The 24,424-nt window shown below is 62.1% G+C and carries 17 protein-coding genes and 2 pseudogenes; 15 read left to right on the top strand and 4 right to left on the bottom strand.

Annotated elements, in window-relative coordinates; translation table 11 throughout:
* The first annotated feature begins 4 nt into the window (after positions 1–4).
* Together IDM28_RS11565 and IDM28_RS11560 are read left to right on the top strand one after the other, a co-directional pair.
* Positions 5–1,570 carry a GumC family protein gene (locus IDM28_RS11565; RefSeq protein WP_188035976.1) on the top strand — a complete coding sequence of 522 codons (1,566 nt, stop codon included), beginning with the start codon at positions 5–7 and terminating at the stop codon, positions 1,568–1,570.
* A gap of 11 nt (positions 1,571–1,581) precedes the next feature.
* Complete coding sequence (locus IDM28_RS11560; RefSeq protein WP_101319595.1) at positions 1,582–2,379, top strand: CpsD/CapB family tyrosine-protein kinase; 798 nt, start codon at positions 1,582–1,584, stop codon at positions 2,377–2,379.
* A gap of 31 nt (positions 2,380–2,410) precedes the next feature.
* Here IDM28_RS11560 and galE read toward each other — a convergent pair whose 3' ends face one another.
* The 3 genes from galE to IDM28_RS11545 all read right to left on the bottom strand — a co-directional run bounded on the left by galE (position 2,411) and on the right by IDM28_RS11545 (position 7,614).
* Complete coding sequence (gene galE / locus IDM28_RS11555) at positions 2,411–3,373, bottom strand: UDP-glucose 4-epimerase GalE (protein WP_101319593.1); 963 nt, start codon at positions 3,371–3,373, stop codon at positions 2,411–2,413.
* Positions 3,374–3,496: 123 nt separating this feature from the next.
* Positions 3,497–6,085 (bottom strand): cellulase family glycosylhydrolase, encoded by a 2,589-nt coding sequence (locus tag IDM28_RS11550; protein ID WP_188035975.1) that lies wholly within the window; start codon positions 6,083–6,085, stop codon positions 3,497–3,499.
* A 5-nt stretch (positions 6,086–6,090) separates the two neighbouring features.
* The gene (locus tag IDM28_RS11545; protein ID WP_188035974.1) at positions 6,091–7,614 is read right to left on the bottom strand and encodes an O-antigen ligase family protein; all 1,524 of its coding nucleotides are present in this window, start codon (positions 7,612–7,614) and stop codon (positions 6,091–6,093) included.
* Positions 7,615–7,707: 93 nt separating this feature from the next.
* Between IDM28_RS11545 and IDM28_RS11540 the strand changes: the two genes are divergently transcribed.
* The 12 genes and pseudogenes from IDM28_RS11540 to IDM28_RS11490 all read left to right on the top strand — a co-directional run bounded on the left by IDM28_RS11540 (position 7,708) and on the right by IDM28_RS11490 (position 21,913).
* Positions 7,708–9,084 (top strand): oligosaccharide flippase family protein, encoded by a 1,377-nt coding sequence (locus IDM28_RS11540; RefSeq protein WP_101319586.1) that lies wholly within the window; start codon positions 7,708–7,710, stop codon positions 9,082–9,084.
* Between the two features lie 251 nt (positions 9,085–9,335).
* Positions 9,336–10,802 (top strand): FAD-dependent oxidoreductase, encoded by a 1,467-nt coding sequence (locus IDM28_RS11535; protein ID WP_188035973.1) that lies wholly within the window; start codon positions 9,336–9,338, stop codon positions 10,800–10,802.
* Positions 10,803–10,924: 122 nt separating this feature from the next.
* Positions 10,925–11,542: an acyltransferase gene (locus IDM28_RS11530; RefSeq protein ID WP_101319580.1), complete on the top strand. Its 618-nt coding sequence runs from the start codon at positions 10,925–10,927 to the stop codon at positions 11,540–11,542.
* Complete coding sequence (locus tag IDM28_RS11525) at positions 11,535–12,491, top strand: glycosyltransferase family 2 protein (RefSeq protein ID WP_188035972.1); 957 nt, start codon at positions 11,535–11,537, stop codon at positions 12,489–12,491. The genes IDM28_RS11530 and IDM28_RS11525 overlap by 8 nt, the downstream gene beginning before the upstream one ends.
* 8 nt (positions 12,492–12,499) lie before the next feature.
* Positions 12,500–13,021 carry a serine O-acetyltransferase gene (locus tag IDM28_RS11520; protein WP_150571683.1) on the top strand — a complete coding sequence of 174 codons (522 nt, stop codon included), beginning with the start codon at positions 12,500–12,502 and terminating at the stop codon, positions 13,019–13,021.
* A 56-nt stretch (positions 13,022–13,077) separates the two neighbouring features.
* Entirely contained in the window at positions 13,078–14,055 is a 978-nt protein-coding gene (locus IDM28_RS11515) for a glycosyltransferase (RefSeq protein WP_101319574.1), read from the top strand.
* A 7-nt stretch (positions 14,056–14,062) separates the two neighbouring features.
* Positions 14,063–14,965, top strand: a pseudogene (locus tag IDM28_RS24035) (DUF535 family protein); the annotation flags it as partial.
* A 393-nt stretch (positions 14,966–15,358) separates the two neighbouring features.
* Positions 15,359–17,041: a glycosyltransferase family 4 protein gene (locus tag IDM28_RS24030; RefSeq protein WP_316937008.1), complete on the top strand. Its 1,683-nt coding sequence runs from the start codon at positions 15,359–15,361 to the stop codon at positions 17,039–17,041.
* 43 nt (positions 17,042–17,084) lie between these two features.
* Positions 17,085–18,287 (top strand): glycosyltransferase family 4 protein, encoded by a 1,203-nt coding sequence (locus IDM28_RS11505; RefSeq protein ID WP_188035970.1) that lies wholly within the window; start codon positions 17,085–17,087, stop codon positions 18,285–18,287.
* On the top strand, positions 18,284–19,474 hold the full coding sequence (locus IDM28_RS11500) for a glycosyltransferase family 2 protein (RefSeq protein WP_188035969.1): 1,191 nt from the start codon (positions 18,284–18,286) through the stop codon (positions 19,472–19,474). The genes IDM28_RS11505 and IDM28_RS11500 overlap by 4 nt, the downstream gene beginning before the upstream one ends.
* Entirely contained in the window at positions 19,471–20,241 is a 771-nt protein-coding gene (locus tag IDM28_RS11495; protein ID WP_188035968.1) for a WecB/TagA/CpsF family glycosyltransferase, read from the top strand. Before IDM28_RS11500 ends, IDM28_RS11495 begins: the two co-directional genes overlap by 4 nt.
* 252 nt (positions 20,242–20,493) lie before the next feature.
* Positions 20,494–21,913: pseudogene (locus IDM28_RS11490) on the top strand (undecaprenyl-phosphate glucose phosphotransferase).
* A 6-nt stretch (positions 21,914–21,919) separates the two neighbouring features.
* Here the strand turns inward: IDM28_RS11490 and IDM28_RS11485 are convergent.
* Positions 21,920–22,864, bottom strand: a complete 945-nt coding sequence (locus tag IDM28_RS11485; protein ID WP_101319567.1) for a LysR substrate-binding domain-containing protein — start codon at positions 22,862–22,864, stop codon at positions 21,920–21,922.
* A gap of 146 nt (positions 22,865–23,010) precedes the next feature.
* On the opposite strand from IDM28_RS11485, the gene IDM28_RS11480 reads away from it, so the two are divergent.
* Positions 23,011–24,387: an L-serine ammonia-lyase gene (locus IDM28_RS11480; RefSeq protein WP_188035967.1), complete on the top strand. Its 1,377-nt coding sequence runs from the start codon at positions 23,011–23,013 to the stop codon at positions 24,385–24,387.
* The last annotated feature ends 37 nt before the right edge of the window (positions 24,388–24,424 follow it).

Below are 24,424 nucleotides of genomic sequence, written 5' to 3'. Positions count from 1 at the left end.
CACTATGAAGTCTGAATACGAGCTGTCCCTCAAGGATTACATCGCCATCATCAAGGACCGTGCGCTGCTGCTCGGGGTGACCATCGTGGTCATTCTGGCCATCAGCGTGGCGGTCGCGCTGAGCGTGCCACCGTTGTATCAGTCGACCGGCACCATTCTGGTCGAGTCGCAGCAGATCTCGCCTGAACTGGTCTCGGCCAACAACAGCAGCTTCGCCGATGAGCGCATCGAGGTGATTCGCCAGCGAGTTATGACCCGCGACAATCTGCTGCGGATCATCGACAAGTACCAATTGTTTGCCGACAAGGGCCGCCAGTTCAGCGAGTCGGAGAAGATCGATCAGATGCGCAACACGATCGTGGTCAACACCCTCAGCACCTTCGTCAAAGGCCGCGGTGAAACCACTGTAGCCTTCAACGTGTCCTTCGAGCACAAGCGTCCCGAGGTGGCTCAGGAAGTCGCCAACGAGCTGGTCACGCTGTTCCTCAATGAAAACGTCAAGCAGCGTACCGAGCGCGCCACCGAAACCACCGAATTCCTTACCCAGGAGGCAAACAAGCTGGGCGCTGAACTGGCCACCCTGGAAAATCAGCTGGCTGACTTCAAACAGGCGCACGCCAACACCTTGCCTGAGAACCAGGCGTTGCGCATGAGCATGTTGTCCCGCGCCGAGCTTGAATTCCGCGAGATCGATCGTGATTACAAGGCCGCTCAGGAAGAGCTGCGCTACCTTGAAGTAGAGCTGTCTGCCGCCAACGCCGGTGTCACCAGCAAAGCCGATGGCAGCCGCGGCGGTGCAGCTGACTTGCCGCAGGATCTGCCCAGCCTCAAGGCTGAATACGCTCGCCTGCTGACCACCTACACCGAAGCCCACCCCGATGTGATTGCCGTCAGACGCAAGATTGATGCGCTGCAGGCGGCAGGTGGCGGTCCTAAAGCGTCTTCGGGCGTCAGCCTCGAGGTTGCCCGCGCCCGTACCAAAATCGGCGCCGCGCAGCAGCGCATCGCCTCGCTGGTTGAGCAAAAGCGTCAGCTCTCGGCCAAGATCGAAGGCTACGAGGCGGAGATTCTCGAGGCGCCGCAGGTCGAACGCGGCCTGGTCACGTTGATGCGCGACCACGACAACGCCCGCAAGAAGTACGAGGAAATCCGCGCCAAGGAAATGGGCGCAAAAATCACCGAGAGCCTGGAGCAGGAAAACAAGGCCGAGCGCTTTGTTCTGCTCGAGCCGCCGCTGTTGCCGGAAAAACCAGTCAAGCCCAATCGCAAGAAGATCGTCGCCCTCGGCGCGGTACTGGCACCGGCTGGCGGCGCGGCACTGGTGATGCTGATGGAAATGCTCAACCAGCGCGTGCGCGGTGTTGGCGCACTGGAAAGTGTGGTCGGCAAGCGGGTATTGGTTGCGGTGCCGTTCATCGCCACCCAGGCTGAACTGGCCAAACGCAGGCGCTGGCGAGTACTGGCGGTGCTTGCTGCACTGGCACTGGTGGCTATCATGTTACTCATGGTCCACCTGTTCTACATGCCATTGGACCTTCTGCTTTATAAAGCTATGGCTCGGTTTGAATAGGGAAAGCAGCGATGGACAGACGTACGCCGGCTACTGGAAGCAACCTTCATCCTGTAACAGCGAGTGCCGCGCAACCAGCACCGGTGCTGCAGCAGCCCGAGGCCTTGGGCCAGTTCGATTACGTCAACACCACGGTGGTGCCGCTGCGCGCGGAGCATCTGGAGCGGCATCGAATCGTCGCCTACAACAAGAATTCGAACATGAGTTGGGCCTTCGACCTGTTGCGCACGCAAGTGCTGCAAACCATGGAAGAGAACGGCTGGCGGACCTTGGCGATCACTTCGCCAACGCCTGAGGCCGGCAAGACCGTGCTGGCCATCAACCTGGCCATGAGCATCGCCCACCACACCACCAAGACTGCGCTGCTGGTTGATTTCGACCTGCGCCGGCCGCGGGTCGGCAGCAGCCTGGGCTTGCCGATGGGCAAGGCGCTCAACGAATACCTGAACAATCAGGCTGGGCTGGAGGAGGTGCTGGTCAACCCGACCCTGCCGCGCTTTGTCGTGCTGCCGACCCGTGAGCCGGTGCCATTGTCCACCGAGGTGCTGTCCTCGCCCAAGGTGAACAACCTGATCCATGACCTGCGCGAGCGTTACGAGTCACGCATCTGCATCTTCGACCTGCCGCCGTTGCTGAGCTCCGACGATGCAATCACCGTGCTGCCCAAGTTCGACTGCGTGCTGCTGGTGGTCGCCAACGGCAACAACAGCAAAAAGGAAATCGAAGACTGCCTGTACCACCTGGCCACCGCCAACCTGATTGGTGCCGTGCTGAACAAGGCCGAAGCGCAGACCCGCTCTTACTACTGAGTAGTGTTCAACCCTGACCAACCCTTGGTGTTTAGCGCCAGGGGTATTGCTGCTCCCAGTTCCAGGCATGGCCAAGGATGTCATCAAGCAGTGGGTACTGGGTGTGCCAGCCGAGGATCTGTCGAGCTTTACTCGCGTCGGCCACCAGGCTCGGCGGGTCGCCGGCGCGGCGTCCTGCCTCGATGACATTGATTGACCGCCCCGTGACACCGCGAGCGGCAGCTATCACCTGCTCCACGGAAAAGCCCTCGCCATTGCCGAGGTTGAACGCCGTACTGGCGCCGCCGGCCTGCAGGTAGTCGATCGCCAAGGCGTGCGCCGAGGCGAGGTCGTTGACATGGATATAGTCGCGGATGCAGGTGCCATCCGAGGTACTGTAGTCGCGGCCAAACACGGTCACTGCCGGGCGCCGACCTGAGGCCGCCTGCAGGATCAATGGGATCAGATGAGTTTCCGGCTCATGACACTCGCCCAGCATGCCATCGGGGTCAGCCCCAGCCGCATTGAAGTAGCGCAGGCACACCGAGCGCAGCCCGTAGGCGCGATCGAAGTCTTCGAGCATCTGCTCGACCATCCATTTGCTGCGTCCATAGGGGTTGATCGGCGCCTTTGGATGGGCCTCGTCGATCGGCACATACTGGGGGTCGCCGTACACTGCGGCGGTCGACGAGAACACCAGCTGCCTGACGTCTGCCTGCATCATCGCCTGGAGCAGGCAGAGCGTCGCGGCGACGTTGTTCTGATAATACTTGCCGGGGTCACTGACCGATTCGCCCACCTGGATGAACGAGGCGAAGTGAAACACCGCATCGAAGCGATGAGAGGCAAACAGCGCATCCAGTGCTGGCCGGTCGGCGATGTCCAGATTGACCCAGACGACCCCACTGTGGGCCGGCATGACGTCGGCGACCACAACTTGATGCCCCGCCAGCAGCAAGTGCTTGACCATATGTGAACCGATGTAGCCTGCGCCGCCGACAACCAGAAACTTCATCCAATTCTCCTGGAATCTGTAGTTGTTCCGTCCACTCCTGGGTGGGTCAAACAGGTGCATCTAAGGCGGGTCGAGCAAACGCGGACTAAAGCTGACTTCTGAGAGGGTAGGTGGCAAAAATGGCTATTTCAAGAACAGCCAATTACTCATGTGCTGGCCATCGAAAGTGATCACATAGCGCCCGTCCTCGTAGCTGACGGGCAACTGCTGCTGTTTGCCGGTATACAGCTTCAAACCTGGCCCAGCCTTGATGCTGACGCGACCTTGCAGCGGCTCGACGTGAAACGGCGTCATGTCATCCGGGCGCGGCACCGCGCGGGTGCCCAGCGAGATCAGCAGCTCGCGTGACTGGCTGAACGGTTTGCCATCCAGGCTTTGCACGGCCACGCTCGCGTATGGCGTTTGCAGGTCGAGCCCTAGCTGAGCCAGGCTCATCGAACGCCCGCCCAGCCAGCCAGTCGCCGCTTGGGTCAGTGGGGTGTCGATGGTGTACACGCCTTGCTGCCAGTTGCGTTTGAGCTCGCCAGTGTCAGAGCTGGACTCGCTGGCATCGGCTGCCAGCAACGATTGGTCCGGATCCTGCAGCACCTGCGCGCCCGCAGCGATGGGGCTGTGCCGCAGCCAGGGCAGCTCGGGGGAGGCCGGTAGGGCGATCTGCAACTGGCCTTTTTCCATTGCGCTGCGCAGCAGGACCGAGTTGGCCGGGGTGATCAGGCGGTTGAACAGGGTGGCGGGTGAGGGCGCAAAGACGTAGCGGGTCTGCGCGGGCTGCACATCACCGCGCCGGTAGAGCAGGGCGGCGGCGGGCATGGTCGCCATCAGGCCAGGGTCGTTGTAGGCGTTCCAGTTGTCGGCGCGGATCCACTGGGCGATGAAAGCCTGCTGGCTGTAGGCGTACTGCATCATCGCGTCCCAGCCCTGATGGCTGGCGGTGCCGGCAATGTACAACGGCAGCGAGTGACGATCGGGGCTGGGGAACGGCTGGGCGTTCCACTCGGTCACGCTCATCGGCAGGCCGGCAACCTGTGCCGCAGCCAGCCAGTTAACAAGGTTGTCGCTGGTCAGCGGGTTTTTTTCCAGCTGGCCGCTGGCACCGTAGCTGTGGGCATCGATCATGTCGCCAGAGGTCAGCGCCGGTAGCGTACTCAGGCCATTGCCGCCCCAACTGCTGGTGGTGACGATTGGCACTTTCACGCCGAGCCCGCGCAGGTGCTCGATCAGGCTGACGTTGAACTGGTGCTCGAGGTCGTTGAGAAACAGCTTCGACGGGCCAGGTTCCCAGGCACGCCAGGTGCGGTCTGCCGGCAAGTCGTGGCGCTGGGCAAAGGTTTTGGCCAGCTCCATGTAGCGCTGACTGTGGCGCGGTACGCCCTTGTCCGGCAGCAGCGCGTTGCCATAGTGCTGGACGATGTCGTTTTCATTGGTCAGCAACAGCGCAGCAATCGCCGGATCATCCTTGTAGGCCATGCCGGTGTAGGCGTTGACATGGGTGACGTACTGCTCGGCAAAGCGCTTCATCGCTTGCTGGATCGAGGCGTTGACGTAGGCATAGCCTTTGAGGTCGATGTAGTTCTTGCCCTTGGCCAGCTCGGCGAAATCGCTGATCTGGTCGTTGATGGTCAGTACCCGTTCGACGTGCATGTCCAGCCAGACGTAGATGCCTTCGTCCTTCAGGCACTTGATCCACCAGTCGAGCTTGCGCAGCGATTCGGCATTGAGCTGTTGGGTATCGCGCAGTTTGCTGACATCGCCAAAGATATTCGGGCTGACCCAGGGCGAATCGTGATGGTGCAGGCGGATCAGGTTGAAGCCCAACGCTGACAGGCGCTTGGCCTGTTGCTTGATCTCGTCGTCGGGGGTGTTGTACAGCGCATAGGCAGACAGATTGGTCCCCCAGAAGCGCACAGGGGTGTTGTCGGCAAAGGCCAACTGCTCGCCGTCCGCCTTGACGAAGCCGCGCTTGCCGGCCGGTTTCTCCCCGGCATTGAGAAATGACAGGTCGACCGGAGCGGTGCGCCAGTCGAGCTGGTCATCCGGCCAACTGTTCGGGTCGGCCAGGCCAAAACGTTCTTCCGTGGTCTGGCCAATGTCGATATCGCCGCTGACCGTGAGCGTCGCCTTGATCTGCTGGCGACCGGGTACAATCGGGTCCTCATAGAAAAACGCACGTATTTCACTGGGGTCGCCGCGTTCCATGAACACTCTGGCCAAGGCGGGCTGGAAGCGCATCTCGATGCGTCGGCCCTGGGCATCGTTGCCCCACGACCAGCCACTGTTGCCCGGCAGCAACACCGGCTTGCCCATCTCGCCGGCAATCAGCGCCGGGTCGAAGTTGAACACGATGCCGCCGCCCATGATGTCGGTTTTCCTGCTGTGGGCGTCAAGGGTGATGTCCCAGCTCAGGGTCTGTGCCTGCGGCTTGGCGATGCTCGCGGTCAGATCAAAGTCGAGGTCCTTGCTCTTGCCCATCAGGCTGTACGCATAGGGCGCATTGACCTTGAGCGCGGTGTAGAAGCCGGTCCAGCTCCAGTCCGCGCCCCAGAAGTCGAAGCGTGACGCCATGACCGGGCCGCCACCACGGGTCAGGCTCGGCAGGCCATTGCTTTGGTCGACGCTGACTGACCACTCTGCCGTCCACGCCGGCAGCGGCAGCAGCACCAGAGCGAGCAGGGCCGAGGCCCGCATGAGGGGGCGCATACGCAGTGAGGTCATTGTCATTACCTGGATTGAAGGCTGGCGAATGCGCTACCGGCTTCGGCCTGGCGGGCACGGCGCACCATCTGTATGTAAGCCACGCTTACCCCGGCAATCGACCAGTACACGACAGGGATCACGGTAATACTGCTGACGGTGAAGATGATCACCAAAATGCCCAGCAACGTCGCCAACAGGGCGCGGCCGAGCAGGCGACCTTCTTCGTTGCGGTCGGGAAAGGCGCGCAGCGCCTTGCGCAGGCCGAACAGGATGCTGACGAAGAAGCCGACAAACAACGTCAGCCCGACCAGCCCGACCCGCAGGGCCAGGTTGATATAGGTATTGACGATGTCGATGATGCCTTCGCCCTGGATCATCGACTGCATTTCCGGGGTATTGCGGAAGTCGAACGAGCCAAACAGCGGATTGCGCTGGATCACGACCCATGAATTGTCCAGCAGGCGCTCGCGGTAGGTGATGTTCTCTTTTTCCAGGTTGCCAATGAACGGCAGCAGGTCGAGCACCTTTTCCCCGCCAGGCATCACGCTCAGCAGCGGCAGCGCCAGCACGCTGGCCATGGCCAGCAGGCTCAGGCGCTTGACCGCGTTGCGCCCGGTGGCGATGAATACGCCGACAATGACCACCGCACCGATCCACGGCCCGCGTGACAGCGGCACGATCAGCCCGGCCGCCAGCAGCAATGCGCCGAGCAGGCACTGCAAACGGCTGCGTACATAGCTACTGAGGAACAGGAACAGGCCTATCGCCACGCTGATCACGTAGCCCAGCGCAATCGCCTGGCCGGTGGTAGCACTGGCCCGCAGCGAGCCGCCGCGGCTGAGGTAGCCGGACATGCCCCACTGGGTGCCCATGGCATCGGTCAGCGCGTTGTATAGCAGCCAGTGGCGGGAAAACTCGGCCACGGCAATCAACGACAGCAGAAACGCCGCCAGCACGAACGCCAGCAGCGCATCCTTGAAGTCGCTGATCTGCTTCAGGCCGCGGCTGGCAACGTAGTAGGGCAGAAACACATCCGTGTACAGATAGAAGCTCTGGCGCAAGGTATCGGTCAGGGTGGTTTCGCGCAGGTACAGCAGGCCCATCAGAATCAGGCTGGCCGCCAGCAGCTTGTCCGGCAGGGTGCGGCCGAAGGCCAGGGTGTCGCCTTGCCTGCTCAGGGCCAGTGCGGTGGGCAGCAGCAGGCACAGCGACAGCAGGCGGATGTGGTTCATCTCGAACAGGTAATTGACCACGCCGAAGCCGGGTATTTCCACCGACGCCGGCGGGATCAGGAACAGCAGGATGAAAAACAGTGCCAGCACATTGTGTTCACGGCGCCGCACCACATACAGGATCACTGCGGTGGCGGCGGCATATAGCCAGAAGCTGTGGGAAAAAAACGCCAGTAGGGTCAGGCCAAACCAGAGGTTGCGGCGGCGCTTGAAGTCCGCCGGCGGAATGATATCCAGTGCCGGTTTGCGCGCCATCACAAACACCACGCTGGCCACGAACAAAATAACGATCAGTGCACGAAAATGTTCTGGCATTGGCTAGGGCACCTATCCCTGGATTATTGAGACTCGCATCATGGCTAATTGAAACTATAGTGACTTCTAGCCATTCAGTCAGAGATTGAAGTCATGCCGTCGATTGAAGCGTCCGCTGCCGTGAGCCTGCGCTCCAGGGCAATCTGGGCCGGAGCCTGGAACCTGGTGTCGCTGCTGGCTTCACAGGGCATGCGGCTGGGCGGCAACCTGATCATGGCGCGGCTGCTGTTGCCGGAAATGTTCGGTGTGATGGTCATTGCCGGCACGGTTTCGATGCTCCTGCATTTGCTGTCCGACGTCGGTCTGCGGCAAAACATCATCCAGAGCACGCGCGGCGACGATCCGCTGTTTCTCAATACCGCCTGGACCGTGCAGATCGTGCGCGGTTTCGTGCTGTTTGGTCTGACCCTGCTGTTGGCACTGGCCGCCTGGTATGCCCAGCGGGCTGACCTGTGGCCTGCCGAGTCGGCCTACGCTGCCCCCGAGCTGCCGATGGTGCTGGCTGCCACTGGCCTGTCGGCGATCATCTGGGGCTTTCAGTCGACCAAGATAGATGTGGCGGTGCGAACTTTCCAACAGAAGCGCGTGGTTTTGATCGAACTGGCGTCGCAGTTCATCGGATTGCTGGCGATGTTGCTGATTGGTTACTTCACCCGTTCGATCTGGTCGTTGGTGCTGGCCGGGTTGATTTCGGCGCTGGCAGGCACCTTGCTTGGCCACCTGGCGATGCACGGCCATGGCAACCGCCTGCAGTGGGACCGCGACGCACTGCAGGAGCTGATCGTGTTCGGCCGCTGGATCCTGTTGTCGTCGATGGTCGGTGTGCTGGCGATGTACGGCGACCGCATGTGGTTCGGCGCGAGCATGACGGTGGCGCAACTGGGGGTGTACTCGATTGCAGTGTTGATTCTGGGCGCGATCCAGACCGGGCTGTTGCGCCTGGGCGGCTCGGTGGCCTTGCCCGCGTTCAGCGAGGCAGTCCGGGAAGGCGACATGGAGCGGCTCAAGCGCCTGTATTACCGGTTCAAGCTGCTGGTCGACCTGGCCATGCTGTTTACCTGCGGCGTACTGCTGACTGCCAGCCCGTTGCTGATCGGCTGGATGTATGACGAGCGCTATGCCGAAGCCGGCCCGATGCTGGCGATTCTGTCGTTGTCGTTCTTCACCCTGCGTTACACCATGTCGCATCAGCTCTGGGTGGCCCTCGGCCTGACCAAGTATCAGGCCATGGACAACATCATCCGGCTGGTTTCGCTGTGGGCCTTATTACCGCTGTTGCTGGCCCTGGGCGGCGTCGAATACGCGATCTGGGGGGTCGCCCTGCACACCTTGCCGACATTGATCCTGGTGGTCTGCGTCAACTGCAAGCTGGGCATGTTCAGCCTCAAGCGCGAGCTGGTGGTGCTGCCCATGCTGGCGGTCGGGGCGTTGTTCGGCGTTGCGGTCACGCATTTTTTCGCCTGGCTCTGACGCTTGTCGGGCCAGCTACTAAGATGTCAATAATCCACGGGCACAGGTCTTGGAATTATGGGGAAGCTTGAATTTTGCAGTCGGCTGTCCGGTCGTAGAGGCTTTCTTCGGGGTTGTGTGGTGTTGGGGATCGGCGGGGCGATGTTTGGCGTGAGTGCCAGCGCGGTGGCAAAGCCTGCCGAGAAAAAGGCCGGGTTCGTGGTGATAAACGGCTGGGTATTGCCTGCTGACTATTTTCGGGACGGGCCGGCATGATCAAGGACTATCAGGCAGACAAAACGCTGCGCAATGATTACGACGTGTGCATCGTCGGTGCCGGCCCAGCCGGCATCACCCTGGCCCTGCGCCTGGCCGCAGGCGGTTGGCGGGTGGTGCTGCTCGAAGCGGGCGGTCATGAATACACCCCGCAGTCGCAGGCATTCTACAAATGCACCTCGACCGGCCTTGAGCTGTACGCTGAAGAAACCCGCCTGCGCTATCTGGGCGGCACCTCAAACCATTGGGCAGGGCGCTGCCGCCCCTTCACCGCATCGGACTTCTCTGTGGCACCACCCGGCGAAATGCCCGGCTGGCCAATCGCCTATGCGGAAATCGAGCAGTACCTTGCTGCTGCCATGGACATCGTCGATCTGCCCGCAGGCGCCGAATTTCACACCATGAATGCCGGGCTGAAGGGCGGCGAGTTCGAAGCAGACCGGTTTCTGCTCAGCCCGCCCACGCGCTTTGCGCAAAAATACGCAGCAGCGCTCAACGACACCCCTGGCCTGGACGTGTTCATCAACTGCAACTGCGTCGATATCGAATTCGCTCAGGATACTGGCCGCGTCGGGGCTGTACTGGTGTCCGATTACAACGGCCAGCGCGCGCGGTTGCAGGCCAGGCACTTCATCCTCGCCACTGGCGCGATCGAGAACGCCCGGCAGTTGCTCAACAGCGAGTCGCTGCGCGCCGCTGGCGTGGTCAGCAAGGACGGCCCGGTCGGACGCTGCTTCATGGAGCACCTGAACGTCGATATGGGCACCTTTATCCTCAAGGACGGCGAGGATACTGAGTCGCGCCAGTACTACACCACCGACGCCTTCGTTGCCGAGTACCAGGCAGGCAAGGGCAATGTTTCCACGGCGGTGCTGGCCGATGTACAGACCTACGGCAGAACTGCCGAGGTGAAGCACTTTCTGGAAAACCTCGCCTGTGAAATGGGCGTGGCCAGCAAGGTCGAGTTCATCGCCAAGTTCAGTTGTCCAGGCGACGGCATCATCGGCACCATGATCGAGCAGTTTCCCAACCGGCAAAGCCGTATTTCCTTGCTCGACGAGAAGGATGAGCTGGGCGTGGCCAAGGTCAATGTCAATTGGGTGGTGAGTGCAGACGACCGGCATACCATCAAGTGCATCGGCGCCGAGATGGCCAAGCAGTTCGCCGAAATGGGCCTGGGCTTCGTCAAGCTCAACGATTTTGTCTACGAGAGCAGCGTGCCACTGAAGATGGCCCCGCATGCGCATCACATGGGCACCACGCGCATGGCCGCTTCGCCTGAATTTGGCGTGGTGGATGCTGACTGCAAGGTGTTCGCGACCGACAATCTGTATGTCGCCGGCAGCAGTATTTTTGCCAAGGGCGGCGCCTCCAACCCGACCATGCCGCTGATCCAGTTTGCCCTGCGCCTGGCCGATCACCTCAACGCCAGGCTCCGGGCAGCAAGCGGTGCGGTTGTTTGAACGAGTAGTTGCTTCACTGCGGTTGATAACGGGTTGGGTGCGCAAACGGTCGCAAGGACAAAACGAGACCGCAGACGCCTCAGCAACAGTCCAGGGATTGCTTTATTGGCGAGGCAAGCAGCATGTATGGATGGATACGCAACACAATCACGTCGTTTGTGTACTCGACCGGGCGCGGTGGCGCAGCCTATAAAAAAATCTGCAACCCCAATGCCCGTGACTGGGGCGCGTACATGGCGCGCTGGGGCAAGTTCTATTCGGTCGGTACCAATATCCACATCAACCCAGGCTGCAACATCACCGACCCGGCGCTGTTGCGCCTGGGCAGCAATGTCGGCCTGTCCGACTGCACCCTGATCGGCCACGATGCCGTGGTGGCACTGATCGAGGTGTGCTACGGCAAACAGCTCGATTCGGTGGGCTTCATCGACATCAAGGACAACTGCTTTGTCGGTCACGGTGCCATCGTCATGCCGCGGGTGACCATCGGCCCCGACTCGGTAGTGGCGGCAGGCTCGGTGGTGACCAAAGACGTGCCACCCGGCACGGTGGTGGGTGGTAACCCGGCCAGGTTCATCTGCACCACTGCCGAGATGATCCAGCGCGTCGAGGAACGCTGCAATGCCTACCCCTGGATCGACCTGATCAAGAAGCGCGAGGGCGCCTACGACCCGGCACTGGAACCGATGCTGGCCGAGGTCAGGCGCCAGTACTTCTTTGGAGACAACAACAATGGCTAGCAAGCCGGTCGACGTCATGGTCGTCAACTTCAACACCGGCGCCTTGTTGCAGCCGATGTTCGATGCCCTGCGCCGCGCCGACAGCGAAACCCTGGCCAGCTATCTGGTGGTGGACAACGCCTCGGTCGACAACTCGCTGGAACGCCTGGCCGAGGTCTGTCCCGAGGCGCTGCTGGTCAGCAATCGCGACAACGTGGGTTTTGGCCGCGCCAACAATCAATTGCTCGAGCACCTGCAGGGCCGCTATGCGTTGCTGCTCAATACCGACGCCTTCGTCGCCAGCGACACCCTTGAAAAAACCATCGCCTACATGGACCAGCACCCGGACTGCGGCGTGCTCGGCGTGCGCCTGGAAGGACGCGAGGGCGACCTGCAGCCGTGCTGCCGCTACTTTCCCACGCCCTTGAACGTGTTCATTGCGCGTACCGGCCTCAAACGCCTGTTCCCGGGCGTGAAGATGGTCGATGAAATGAACTGGGACCATGACTCGGTCCGCGAATGTGACTGGCTGCCGGGCTGTTACTACCTGGTACGGCGGGAAGTGCTTGATCAGGTCGGCTTGTTCGATCCGCGTTACTTCCTCTATTACGAGGAAGTCGACCACTGCAAGCGGGTCAAGCAGGCTGGCTGGAAGGTGGTGTTCTATCCGCACACGACGGTGGTGCACATCGGCGGCGAGAGCTCCAAGTCAGTGGCCAAGCTCGAGGCTGCCAGCCGGCAGATCTCGGCTTATCAGATCGAAAGCGAACTGCTCTATTTTCGCAAGCACCACGGCGTCTTGGGGCTGATCCTGCATATGCTGCTGGTGTGCGTGGGCGATCTGGTCCTGGCCCTCAAGGCCTTGCTCAAAGGCCGCGGCTGGCCAGCGATCAAGGCGTGCTGGCAGCACAACGTGGCAACCTGGAAGCTGCTGCTTGCCACGCGCCTGGCCAGCCAACCGACACGCTAGGAGAGCCCATGTTCGACAATATTCGCGCTGACTTGCAGGCCTACGGCGGCGACTGGGGCGCCCAAGGCTTCTGGGTGATGCTGGTCTACCGTTTTGGCCGCTGGCGTTACGGCGTGCGCCCGGCGCTGCTACGCAAGTTGTTTTCGCTGATTTACAAAGTGCTGTTCAAGTTTGTCCAGATCATTACCGGCATCGAGCTGCCTTGCGAAGTCGTGGTCGGGCGCAATTTCGTCATCGATCACTTCGGCGGCATCGTCATCAGTGGCTATGCTCGATTTGGTGACGACTGCCGAATTCGCAACGGCGTGGTGGTTGGCCTGAAGAACGTCAGCGAGCCGATTGCGCCGATCATCGGTAACAACGTCGATATCGGTGCGGGTGCAAAAGTGCTGGGCAACATCCGCATTGGCAACAACGTGGTGATCGGTTGCAACGCTGTGGTGTTGATCGATGTGCCGGATGACGCCCTGGCGGTCGGAGTGCCAGCAACCGTCAAACTGAAAAAACCTGCATTGTTGGCGCAGGATTGATGACAGCAGAGTGAGCAGGTGCGCGCGGTTGCGCTCCGGTTTGGCGAGTGAGGCTCATGGTGACAGGTATCGGCGTAGTGGTGATTGGTCGGAACGAGGGCTTGCGACTGGAGCGTTGCCTGGCCTCGCTTGCAGGGTCAGCGGAGCAGGTGGTGTATGTCGATTCAGGCTCCAGCGACGGTTCGCTGCAACGCGCTGCTGATCATGGTGTGGCAGTGCTGGCGCTGGATCTATCCATACCGTTCACCGCGGCGCGAGCGCGCAACGAAGGTTTCGCCTGCTTGCAGCGGCTGATGCCCGGGATGCGCTACGTGCAGTTCGTTGACGGGGACTGTGAAGTGGCCCGTGGCTGGTTGCCCGCCGCGCAGGCTTTTCTCGATGCCCAGGGCGATGTCGCGGTGGTCTGCGGCCGGCGCCGTGAGCGCTTCCCTGAGCACTCGGTGTACAACCTGCTGTGTGACCTTGAGTGGGACACGCCGATCGGCCAGGCCAAGGCCTGCGGCGGCGATGCGTTGATGCGCGTCGAGGCATTTTTGTCGGTGTCGGGCTTTCGCCCGGAGCTGATTGCCGGCGAAGAGCCGGAGCTGTGCGTACGCCTGCGCAAGCGGGGCTGGAAGATATGGCGGCTGGACGCGGAAATGACCTTGCATGACGCGGCCATGACCCGTTTCAGCCAGTGGTGGCAGCGCACCTTGCGCGGCGGCTATGCCTTTGCCGAGGGCGCCTGGTTGCATGGCGCGGCGCCCGAGCGGCACTGGCGGCGCGAGTCTCGCCGAGCCTGGCTGTGGGGCCTGCTGATTCCGCTGTTGATCATCCTGCTCAGCCTGGTGCTTGGGCCAGTGTGGTTGCTGCTGCTGTTGATCTATCCACTACAAGCGCTGCGGCTGGCCCGTCGCGGCGCTCGCTCACCGCGCGAGAACTGGCTGCAGGCGGTGTTTCTGGTGCTGGCGAAATTCCCCGAGATGCTCGGCCAGGTCAAGTTTTTGCTGAACAGGTTTGCCGCCGGCAAGTCGGGTTTGATCGAGTACAAGTGAGATGCCGATGATGGTTAGATCGTTAGCGAAAAGCGTGCTTGTGTTGCAACCGGGCTACTCGCTGCGGGCACTGAACAACAAATTCAAGCTGGTACTGGCGATGGCCAGGCAGTGGCCTGAGCTGAGCGCCTTCATGCAGCGCATCTCGTCGGTGCTTGGCAAGCAGCGCATGGCCCGTCTCGGAGTGGACTGCATCGGTGTGGTGCAATGGCCCTACATCAGCAAGTCCTGGAAGGCGCCGCTGCGCTTGAGTGTGCTGGCCTCGCACTATGAGGTGGTCAGCCGCTACCTGCCCACCTTGTTGTTGCTGGGCCGCGACGAGTCGCTGCAACTGTGCGACCTGTCGGCCTATTCGCCGGGCTGCAGCCTGGTGCTGGACCGGCCGATCTGGTTCAAACGCGAAGGCGAACTGGTGCTCAACCTGTTCCAGGGGGATCTGCGGGTCGCGTCGCTGGCATTCACCCTGTGCCATATGGACGGCCAGTTGAACCTGGTAATCGGCGCGGTGCAGGGCATCCACAAAGGCATCGACAGCGAACGCTCGCTGGCAATCTATCGCGACCTGACCAAGGACTTCGAAGGCATGCGCCCCAGAAGCTTCCTGATCGAAGCCCTCAAGAGCCTGGCACGCACCATTGGCGTGACGCGGATCTATGCCGTGGCCGACGCCTACCGGCATCACCGGCATGCCTATTTCGGGGCAGACAAAGGTGAAGACCTGGCCGCCAACTACGACGTCATCTGGCTTGAGCATGGCGCGGTAGCCTCCGCGCATCAGGACTTCTACAGCCTGCCTGTGGCCGCGGCGCGACGCTCGGCCGACGACATCGCTGCGAAGAAACGGGCCATGTATCGCCGCCGCCACGCGCTGCTGGATCAGGTCTTTGCCAGCATCGAGGCGGCCATTCCCGGCGGGGTTGGCCAGCGTCAGTTGCACAGCCACCGGCAGCGGCTTGGCTCTGCACTGAGGCTGCCTGAAGATGAGCCGGCGATCGGTTCTCGAACCTTCAGCACCAAGGTCGCCAAGTTGATCCGCCTGCTGACCACCGAGCCGCGCGCAGATCAGCGCTTGCGAGCTTACCTGCGCAAGGCGGGTGTCTACCCGACCTTGCGCAAGATCGTTCGCGAGCTGCTCAAGCAAGGGCCGCGGCTGCTCTGGAAGAGCCCGGCGGCGACCCGCACCAAAGTGCCGCTGGCCGCGCCGGCAGTGGCTGCCAGCGAGCTGTTCCCACGGGATGTTCTGCTGCTCAGCGAATTCAGCGCCAACCAGCAGCCGAAACGCCGCCCGGCGCAGTTGCAACGCATGTTTCAAGACCTGGGTCATCACTGCGTTTCGTTTGACTGGCGCGATGCTGGTGCCTGTCAGATTGCTTTGCAAACCTGCTCGGTGGTGATCTTCCACCAGCTACCGGCGGTAGCCGAACTGGCCCCGCTGTTTGCCGAGGCCAAGCGGCTCCAGGTCAACTGTTGGTGGGACAGCGACGAGCTGATCTTCGACCCGGTGGCTTATGGCCAACGCGACGATGTTGTCGGGCATAGCGAAGACACCATCAACCGCCTGCTGGCCGCCGTAAACCAGCATCGCCAGGCCCTGTTGGCCTGTGACCAGGCGCTGGCGGCAAGCCCGCCGCTGGCCACGGCCATGCGCGAGGCAGGGGCGAGCCAGGTGTGTCTGGTAGAGACCGCAGAGCAGCTGGGGCAAGTGCTTGCCGCGCCGCCCAGCAAGAGTGGGCGCCGTCTGCTCTCGGCCAACATCTTTTTTGCGCCACGCAGCTTTGGTGGCGCCACGGTCATCGCCGAACAGATGTCGCGGCTGACTGGCGCTACCGGCCGTTGGCAGCAGTTCGTATTCACGGCCATCCCCGATACCGACGTGCCACGCTACAGCCTGTATCGCTACGAGGCGCAGGGCGCGGCAGTGCTGGGTATGGGCTTGTCGGAACAGATATCCGACCGGGACATGTTCGAGAACCATTCCACCGTGCCGATCTTCGAGGCCGTACTCAAAAGCGTCGCCCCGGACCTGGTGCACCTGCATTCGATCCAGGGCCTCGGCGCGCAGCTGGCCGATTGCTGCGCACGCGCCGGCATCCCATTTGTGGTGACCTTGCATGACGCCTGGTGGATCTGCGGGCGCCAGTTCATGATCAACGATCAAGGCCGTTACTGCGGGCAGACCAGCATTGACCTGGCGGTGTGCGCTACCTGCGTCGACGACGCGGCGCTCAACCAACATCGGCAAAAGCTCCTGGCGGACACGCTCAAGCAAGCCAACCTGTTGCTTGCACCGAGTCGCTTCTGCAAGGACCTGTACGCTGCCAACGGCTTCGATCCGGAGCACATCCAGGTCAACCGCAACGGCATCATGGCGCCGGCGGCCGGTTACCAGAAGCAGCCGGGGCAGACCATTCGCTTTGGCTTTGTCGGCGGTGATTCGACGGTCAAGGGTATCGACGTGATCATCCGCGCCTTCAGCGGCCTGGACCGGTCCGACTACGAGTTGAAGGTGGTCGACAACCTGCTGAACATGGGCTTTCGCTCGTTCAACCGGCACAGCATCAAGATCCCCGGCACGGTGAGCATCATCCCTGGTTACACCCAGGCCACCATGGATGCGTTCTTCTCGGGCATCGATGTGCTGCTGTTCCCCACTCAATGCAAAGAAACCTTCGGCCTGGCAGTACGCGAGGCGCTGGTTCGCGACGTCTGGGTGATCAGTACTCACTCAGGCGGCACGGTCGAGGACATCATTGAGGGCGTCAACGGCACGATCATTCCCTTGAGCGGCGATGAGACCTACCTGCGCCAGGCAATCGTGGCGATTCTCGATGATCAGCCACGCTTCGCTCGGCACCGCAATCCATTCAAGGACAACATCATTGTCTTCAGCGACCAGGCCAGCGAGTTGCTGGGCTTCTATGACGAGGTGCTCAGCGAGGCCGATGCGGCTGCCCGCGAGCCCTCGGCATTAGGCAGCTGCCAGTAGCAGGCGCGGTTCATTTAATTATTCAGGGATTGATCGATTGCCTATGCGCATAGCTTATTTCATCAATCAGTACCCGAAGGTCAGCCACAGCTTCATTCGCCGCGAAATCCTCGCGTTGGAGCGCCAGGGCATTGAAGTACAGCGGATCGCCCTGCGTGGTTGGGACGGTGAGTTGCAGGACAACGACGATATCGCTGAGCGGAGCAAGACCCGCTACGTCCTTGAAGATGGCGTCAAAGGGCTGCTCAAGCCATTGCTCGAGGTTCTGCGCGCTCAGCCGCGGCGGTTTTTCCGTGCGCTGTGGCTGGCCCTGCGCATGGGCCGACGGGCTGACCGCAGCTGGCCTTATCACCTGATCTACCTGGCCGAGGCGTGCCGCGTGGTGCAGTGGTTGCAGGCTTTTGGCGCCGAGCATGTGCACTCTCACTTCGGCACCAATTCGACCGAGGTGGTGATGCTCGCAAATGCCTTGGGCGGGCCGCACTACAGCTTCACTGTGCACGGCCCGGAGGAATTCGACAAACCGCAGTTTCTGCATATCGGTGAGAAGGTCCGCCGTGCGGCGTTTGTCGCCGCCGTCAGCTCTTACGGCCGCAGCCAGCTGTATCGCTGGGTGGCGCACGCCCATTGGGACAAGGTCAAGGTCGTGCACTGCGGGCTGGAAGCGGCCTTCCATGCAGGCCCGCCGGTGCCGGTTCCGGCAGTGCCGCGGCTGGTGTGTGTCGGCCGCTTGTGCGAGCAGAAGGGCCAGTTGCTGTTGCTTGAGGCGGCGCAAAAGTTGGCCGCGCAAGGCACGACGTTCGAGTTGGTGCTGGCCGGCGATGGCGAGATGCGCGCAGAGCTCGAGACCCTGATTGCCCGCTATGGGCTGCAGGGGCAGGTGCGTATTACTGGCTGGATCAGCAGCGGCCAGGTTCGCGAGGAGCTACTCGCCGCTCGCGCCCTGGTCTTGCCCAGCTTTGCCGAAGGCCTGCCAGTGGTGATCATGGAAGCCATGGCCTTGCGCCGCCCTGTGCTGACCACCTATGTGGCGGGCATCCCTGAACTGGTGCGCCCTGGCGAGAATGGCTGGCTGTTCCCAGCAGGGGCAGTACAGGAGCTGGCAGCGGCGATGGCCGACTGCCTTGGGCAACCGGACGAGGTGCTGCAGCGTATGGGCGATGCGGCCCATCAGCGGGTGCTGGAGCGCCACGACATCGATACCGAAGCGGCCAAATTGGCCAGCTATTTCAGGGCGGGCGCATGATCACACTGACAAGTTGGTTGCTGGCGCTGTTGGCGCTGTTGATTCTGCTGCCGGTCCTGGTGCTGTTTGCCCAGGTCGTGCTGGCGTGCCTGCCGGCGCGGCCGGTGCCTTTGGCTGCCGGCCCCAGGCCGCGGGTGGCCGTGCTGGTGCCGGCGCACAATGAGTCAGAGGGTATCAGCGCCACCTTGGCCAGCATCCGTCAGCAATTGCTCGACAGTGATCGCCTGCTGGTAGTCGCCGACAATTGTACTGACAGCACCGCAGCACTCGCCCGCGCGGCCGGCGCCGAGGTGGTCGAGCGCGAGCATCAGCACCTGCGGGGCAAGGGCTATGCCCTGGACTACGGCGTGCGTCAGCTGGCCGCGGCGCCGCCGGAGGTGGTGATCATCATCGACGCCGACTGCCTGTTGAGTGCTGGCTCGATTGAAACTCTGGCGCGTTGCAGCCTCGCCACCGGCCGCCCGGTGCAGGCCCTTGACCTGATGTGCGCGCCTGCCGGGGCCGGGCTCAAGGTGCAAGTCGCCGAGTTCGCCTGGCGAGTAAAGAATCTGGTGCGGCCACGCGGCTGGGCCCGGATAGGGCTGCCATGCCAGTTGATGGGCACCGGCATGGCCTTCGCCTGGGCTGATCTGGCGAAGGCCAATCTGGCCACCGGTCACCTGGTTGAAGACCTGAAGCTGGGCCTGGATTTTTGCCGTGACGGCAAGCCGCCGTTGTTTTGCCCGCAGGCCCAGGTCACCAGCCTGTTCCCCACCAGCGACGACGGCCTCAGCAACCAGCGCACCCGCTGGGAACACGGCCATCTAGGCGTGTTGCTGGCAGAAGGGCCGAAGCTACTGAGCGCCGCTTTGCTGCAACGCAACGGGCCGTTGTTGGCTATGGCGCTGGACCTGCTGGTGCCACCATTGGCCTTGTTGGTATTGGCCCTGATGGCCATCTTCGTCGTCAGTTGGCTGGCCTTCGCACTGCTCGGCGTGGCGTTTGCCGCAGCCATCGCCAGCCTTGCGCTGGTGCTGATGGGCGCAGCAGTGGTGCTGGCCTGGGCGCGCTTCTCACGCGAGCTGATACCGTTCTCGGTGTTGCTCTATGCGCCATTCTACGCAGCGAAAAAAATCCCCCTGTACGTGGGTTTTTTGCTCAAGCGTCAGGTGGAATGGGTGCGTTCGAAGCGGGATGACAGTCAATGAATGAGCGGCCATGGCAACAACGCTGGGACGCTATCCTCGGCAAGCTGCTGGTGGTTGTCGATGGGGCTGCCGAGCAACAGCTGATTGTGACCCTTGCGGCGCCCGACCAGGCAACGGTGCTGGGCTTCGTCAATGCTCATGCGCTGAATCTGGTGGCTGCCAGCGAGGGCTATTGTGCGTCGCTGAGCGCGGCTGACCTGCTGCTGCGCGATGGCGCCGGCATGGGCCTGCTGTATCGCCAACTGGCACTCGAGCCAGGCCTGAACATGAACGGGACCGACCTGATTCCCAAACTGATCGCGGCGTACCGGGGCAAACGGGTTGCGCTGTGGGGCACCGAGGAGCCATTCGTGAGCCAGGCCGGTGCTCGCTGTCAGGCGCAGTTTGCAATCGAGCTGGTCTCGGTCGAGCACGGGTTTGCCAACGCTGAACATTACCTTGAGCTCGCCAGGCAGTATCAGCCGCAGTTGATTGTGCTGGGCATGGGCATGCCCAAACAGGAGGCTATCGCAGCGCAACTGGCTGCAGCCGCTGGGCCGTGCCTGATCATCTGCGGCGGCGCCATCCTGGATTTTCTCGGAGGCAAAGTCACCCGCGCGCCGCACTGGGTGCGCCGCTTGAAAGGGGAGTGGGCCTACCGCTTGCTGAGTGAGCCCAGGCGTCTGTTCAAGCGGTATGTGATCGGCAATCCGCTGTTCATGCTGCGTGCGTTGCGCTACCGAAAAGCTGCCGCGAGCGCGCTGCGCGCCGCGCCGAAGCGCATCTGAAACGACCTGCTGAGGGTGGTGCCGGACACTGCGAATCTGCCAAAAACCGTCGCCACGATGATTCGCCCCGTCGCCTCTCCGTGGTACTGCTACAGTGATATCAAATGCCCCATAACCCCCCCGGAACTACGCCGAATTCAATCGTCGGCGTGCTTGCAGCATTGGCTTGGCAGTGTGTTCAGTCAGTTGGTTGTAATACCAAAGTTGTAAGCAGTGATGTATCGCTGCGCTCACATCTGATGAGGTCTGATGATGGTTTTCGAGCCCCGAAGCAGTCGTTCCTTGCTCCAGCGCAGAAGTGGCGTGAGTAACGCCATTCAGGCTGGGCTTGACGGTATCGCGGTGACTGGCATCGCCTGGTACCTGATCGTTGATCAGTTCGGCTACATCACTTCCGACTACGTGATCATGCTGCTGTTGCTGATCGGTGCGCTGGCAGTGATCTATGACCACTACGGTATCTACCGCAGCAACGTCGGCCTGTCGATCAAGGCGTTTCGCTTGTTCAAGGCGTGGTCGGCGACGTTCTGTTTCTTGATGGTGATGGCGTTTCTGACCAAGCAGAGCGAAACCTACTCACGCTTGCTGGTGGGCAAACTGTTCGTCAGCGGCTATTTCCTGCAGCTGTTCCTGCACTACACAGTGCGCGAAGTGCAGAAGCGCTTCATGGCCAATGCGCTGCGTACCGACAATGCGCTGATCATCGGCACGGGCGATCTTGCCAACTTTCTTTACCTGAAGATCAGCAACAACCCCTGGTTTGGCGAGCGTGTGGTGGGCTGCGTGTGGATCGACAAGCCCGACGAGCAAAGCCGCGTCGCCGGTGACGGCAAACCGCCGGTGCTGGGGCACATCTCCGAGCTCGATGGGCTGGTAGCCAAGCATGCGATCCGCACGGTGTATCTGGTGACGCCGCTGGGCGGCTCGGAGGTCATCAACGACGTCTATCTGAAGCTGCTCGACAAGTGCATTGCGGTCAACTGGGTGCCCGATATCTTCTCGCTGCGGCTGATCAACCACAGCGTGCGGGAAATCGCCGGGATCCCGGTGCTGACTCTGTCGGAAACCCCGCTGACCGGCATGAGCCTGTTCCTCAAGAACCTGGAAGACCGCGTGCTGGCCGCGTTGATCTTGCTCTGTGCTTCGCCGGTGCTGCTGCTGATCGCCCTGGCGATCAAGATCGACAGCCCGGGGCCGGTGTTCTTCCGCCAGGAACGCATGGGCTGGACCGGCGAATCGTTCCGCATCTGGAAATTTCGCAGCATGCACATTCACCCGCTGGAAAACGGCGTGGTCAAGCAGGCGCAGAAAAACGACCCGCGGATTACCAAGGTCGGCGCCTTTATCCGGCGTACCAGCCTGGATGAGTTGCCACAGCTGTTCAATGTGCTGACTGGTGGAAATGTCGCTGGTTGGCCCACGGCCGCATGCGCTGCATCACGACACGCTGTATTCGCAAGACATCGTCGATTACTTCGCCCGCCACAACATCAAGCCGGGGATGACCGGGCTGGCCCAGGTCCGTGGCTTCAGGGGCGAAACCAAGGACATCGGCCAGATGATCCAGCGGGTCGACTCGGACATCGAGTACATCAACAACTGGTCGTTGTGGCTGGACTTCGTGATTCTGGTGCGCACGCTCAATGCGTTCACCGGCAAACAGGCGTACTGAGCCGGCTCACACATCCAATGCCAGCGGGTGGAGCGCGCGAAACGCCTGCGCTTCTTCCACCAGCCAGTCATGCACGGCACGCGCGCCCGGCTGGTTCAAGCCGCCGGGCGGGTAATGCAGCACGTAGCGCTTGTGGTTGGCCAGCGCTACGCCGAACGGCACGATCAGCGCGCCGCGCTCGAGCTCATCATTGAGCAGGGTGCGCCGCGCTATCGCCACGCCAACCCCGGCAATGGCGGCTTCGATGGTCAGGTGATTGCGGTTGAAGGTGTGCCCGCGGCGCACATTCAACTCACCGGCACCAATGCCCTGCAGATAAAACTCCCACTCAGCGTACTCCGAACTGCCGCGCCAGGCGGTCATGTCGTGCAGCAACGGGTAATGCACCAGGTCAGCCGGCCCGTGCAGCGGCGGCCGGCCACGGAGCAGGGCAGGTGAGCACACCGGGAATATCTGCTCGTCGAGCAGCGGCGTCGACAGCATGCCCGGATAGCTGCCGTCATTGAGGTCGATCGCCAGGTCGAAATCATCCGGGTGCAGGGCCTGGTTGCTGTCTTCGGCCACCAGCCGCAGCTCAAGGTCCGGGTAGCGCTGTTGAAAGCGCGGCAGGCGCGGGGTCAGCCACTTGGCCAGAAATGACGGGATCGAGCGCAGGCGCAAGGTGCCACGAATATCGCCGGCGTCCAGCCGCAGCAACTCCGCTTCGATGCTGCCGTAGGCTTCGGCGACCGTCAGCGCCAGGCGCTGGCCTTCGGCGCAAAGCTCGACACCACGGGCCTTGCGCAGGAACAAACGGTAGCCCAGATGCTCTTCGAGCTGGCGCATCTGTTGGCTGACCGCGCCGGGCGTGATGTGTAGTTCCTCGGCGCAGCGGGTGAACGACAAGTGCCGCGCCGCACAGGAAAACACATGCAGCCAGACATAGAACTGGCCAGTAATTTGCCTTCTCATCGTTTAGTCCTGCTAAAGGCTAGCTTAGAATCTTTCGTTGGTCATTGCCGTGGTGGCGCGGCAGTATCGCCCAACTTGGCAACACCGTTCAATTTTTCCAGAGAGCCGTGCGCAGGTGTTCAAGGCCGCCACGGTCAGGCATTAGCATGGCTATCAGTGTTTTCGACCTTTTCAAGATTGGCATCGGCCCCTCCAGCTCCCACACCGTAGGGCCGATGCGCGCCGCCGCAACCTTCGCCCAGGCGCTGCGCGAGCGCGGGCTACTGGCTCAGGTACAGCGGGTCGAGGTGCGCCTGTATGGTTCGCTGTCCGCCACCGGCGTCGGCCATGCCACTGATCGCGCCTGCCTGCTGGGGTTGATGGGGCAGTGGCCTGACCAGATCGATCCGCACAGCATCGAGCCGCGTATCGCCCAGCTGCTGCAGGAGCGCTGCCTGATGCTCGACGGCCGCCAGCCGGTCGACTTCGATTATGGCCGCGACATGCTCCTGCTGGACGAAAGCCTGGCGTACCACCCCAATGCCATGACGCTCAATGCCGAGGGCGAGCAGGGCTGCCTGTTCAGCCAGACCTATTACTCGGTCGGGGGCGGCTTCATCGTCGAGCAAGCCGAGATCGATGCGCCACAGAGCAACGCCGAGCAGGTCAAGCTGCCTTACGAGTTTTCCAGCGCTGCCGAACTGCTCAGCCTGTGCAAACAGCACGGCCTCAGCGTCAGCCAACTGATGATGGCCAACGAGCGCGCCTGGCGCAGTGAAGATGACATCCGCGCTGGGCTGCTGAAAATCTGGGCCGCGATGCGCGAGTGCGTGGCCAACGGCATGCGCAATGACGGCATCCTGCCCGGTGGGCTCAACGTCAAGCGGCGTGCCGCGCGGCTGCACCGCAGCCTGCAGGAAGTCAGCAAGCCCAACGTGATCGGCTCGACCTTGAGCGCGATGGAGTGGGTCAATCTGTTTGCCCTGGCGGTCAATGAAGAAAACGCCGCTGGCGGGCGCATGGTCACCGCGCCTACCAACGGCGCCGCCGGCATCATCCCCGCCGTGTTGCATTACTACATGAAGTTCAACCCCAGCGCCTGCGACGACGATGTCGTGGCGTTTCTGCTGGCGGCGGCGGCAGTGGGCATTCTGTGCAAGAAAAACGCGTCTATTTCCGGCGCCGAAGTGGGCTGCCAGGGGGAGGTCGGTTCGGCCTGTTCAATGGCCGCCGCGGGCCTGGCCGAGGTGCTCGGCGCGACCGCACCGCAGCTGGAAAACGCCGCCGAAATTGCCCTTGAGCACAACCTCGGGCTGACCTGCGACCCGGTCGGCGGGCTGGTGCAGATCCCCTGCATCGAGCGCAACGCGATTGCCGCCGTCAAGGCCATCAACGCAGTGCAGATGGCCCTGCGCGGCGACGGCGAGCACTTCATCTCCCTCGACCGGGTGATTCGCACCATGCGCGACACCGGCGCCGACATGCACGCCAACTACAAGGAAACCTCACGCGGCGGCCTCGCCGTTGCGTACGTCGAGTGCTGACCCGTACTCGACGGGGCTGAATGCGCATCTGCCAAGG

It is taken from the genome of Pseudomonas sp. EZ-C24, assembly GCF_014525325.1.
Lineage (GTDB): Bacteria > Pseudomonadota > Gammaproteobacteria > Pseudomonadales > Pseudomonadaceae > Aquipseudomonas > Aquipseudomonas shirazensis.
Note: the sequence above shows the minus strand (reverse complement) of the source record. Positions and strands in the feature narration are given on the sequence as shown.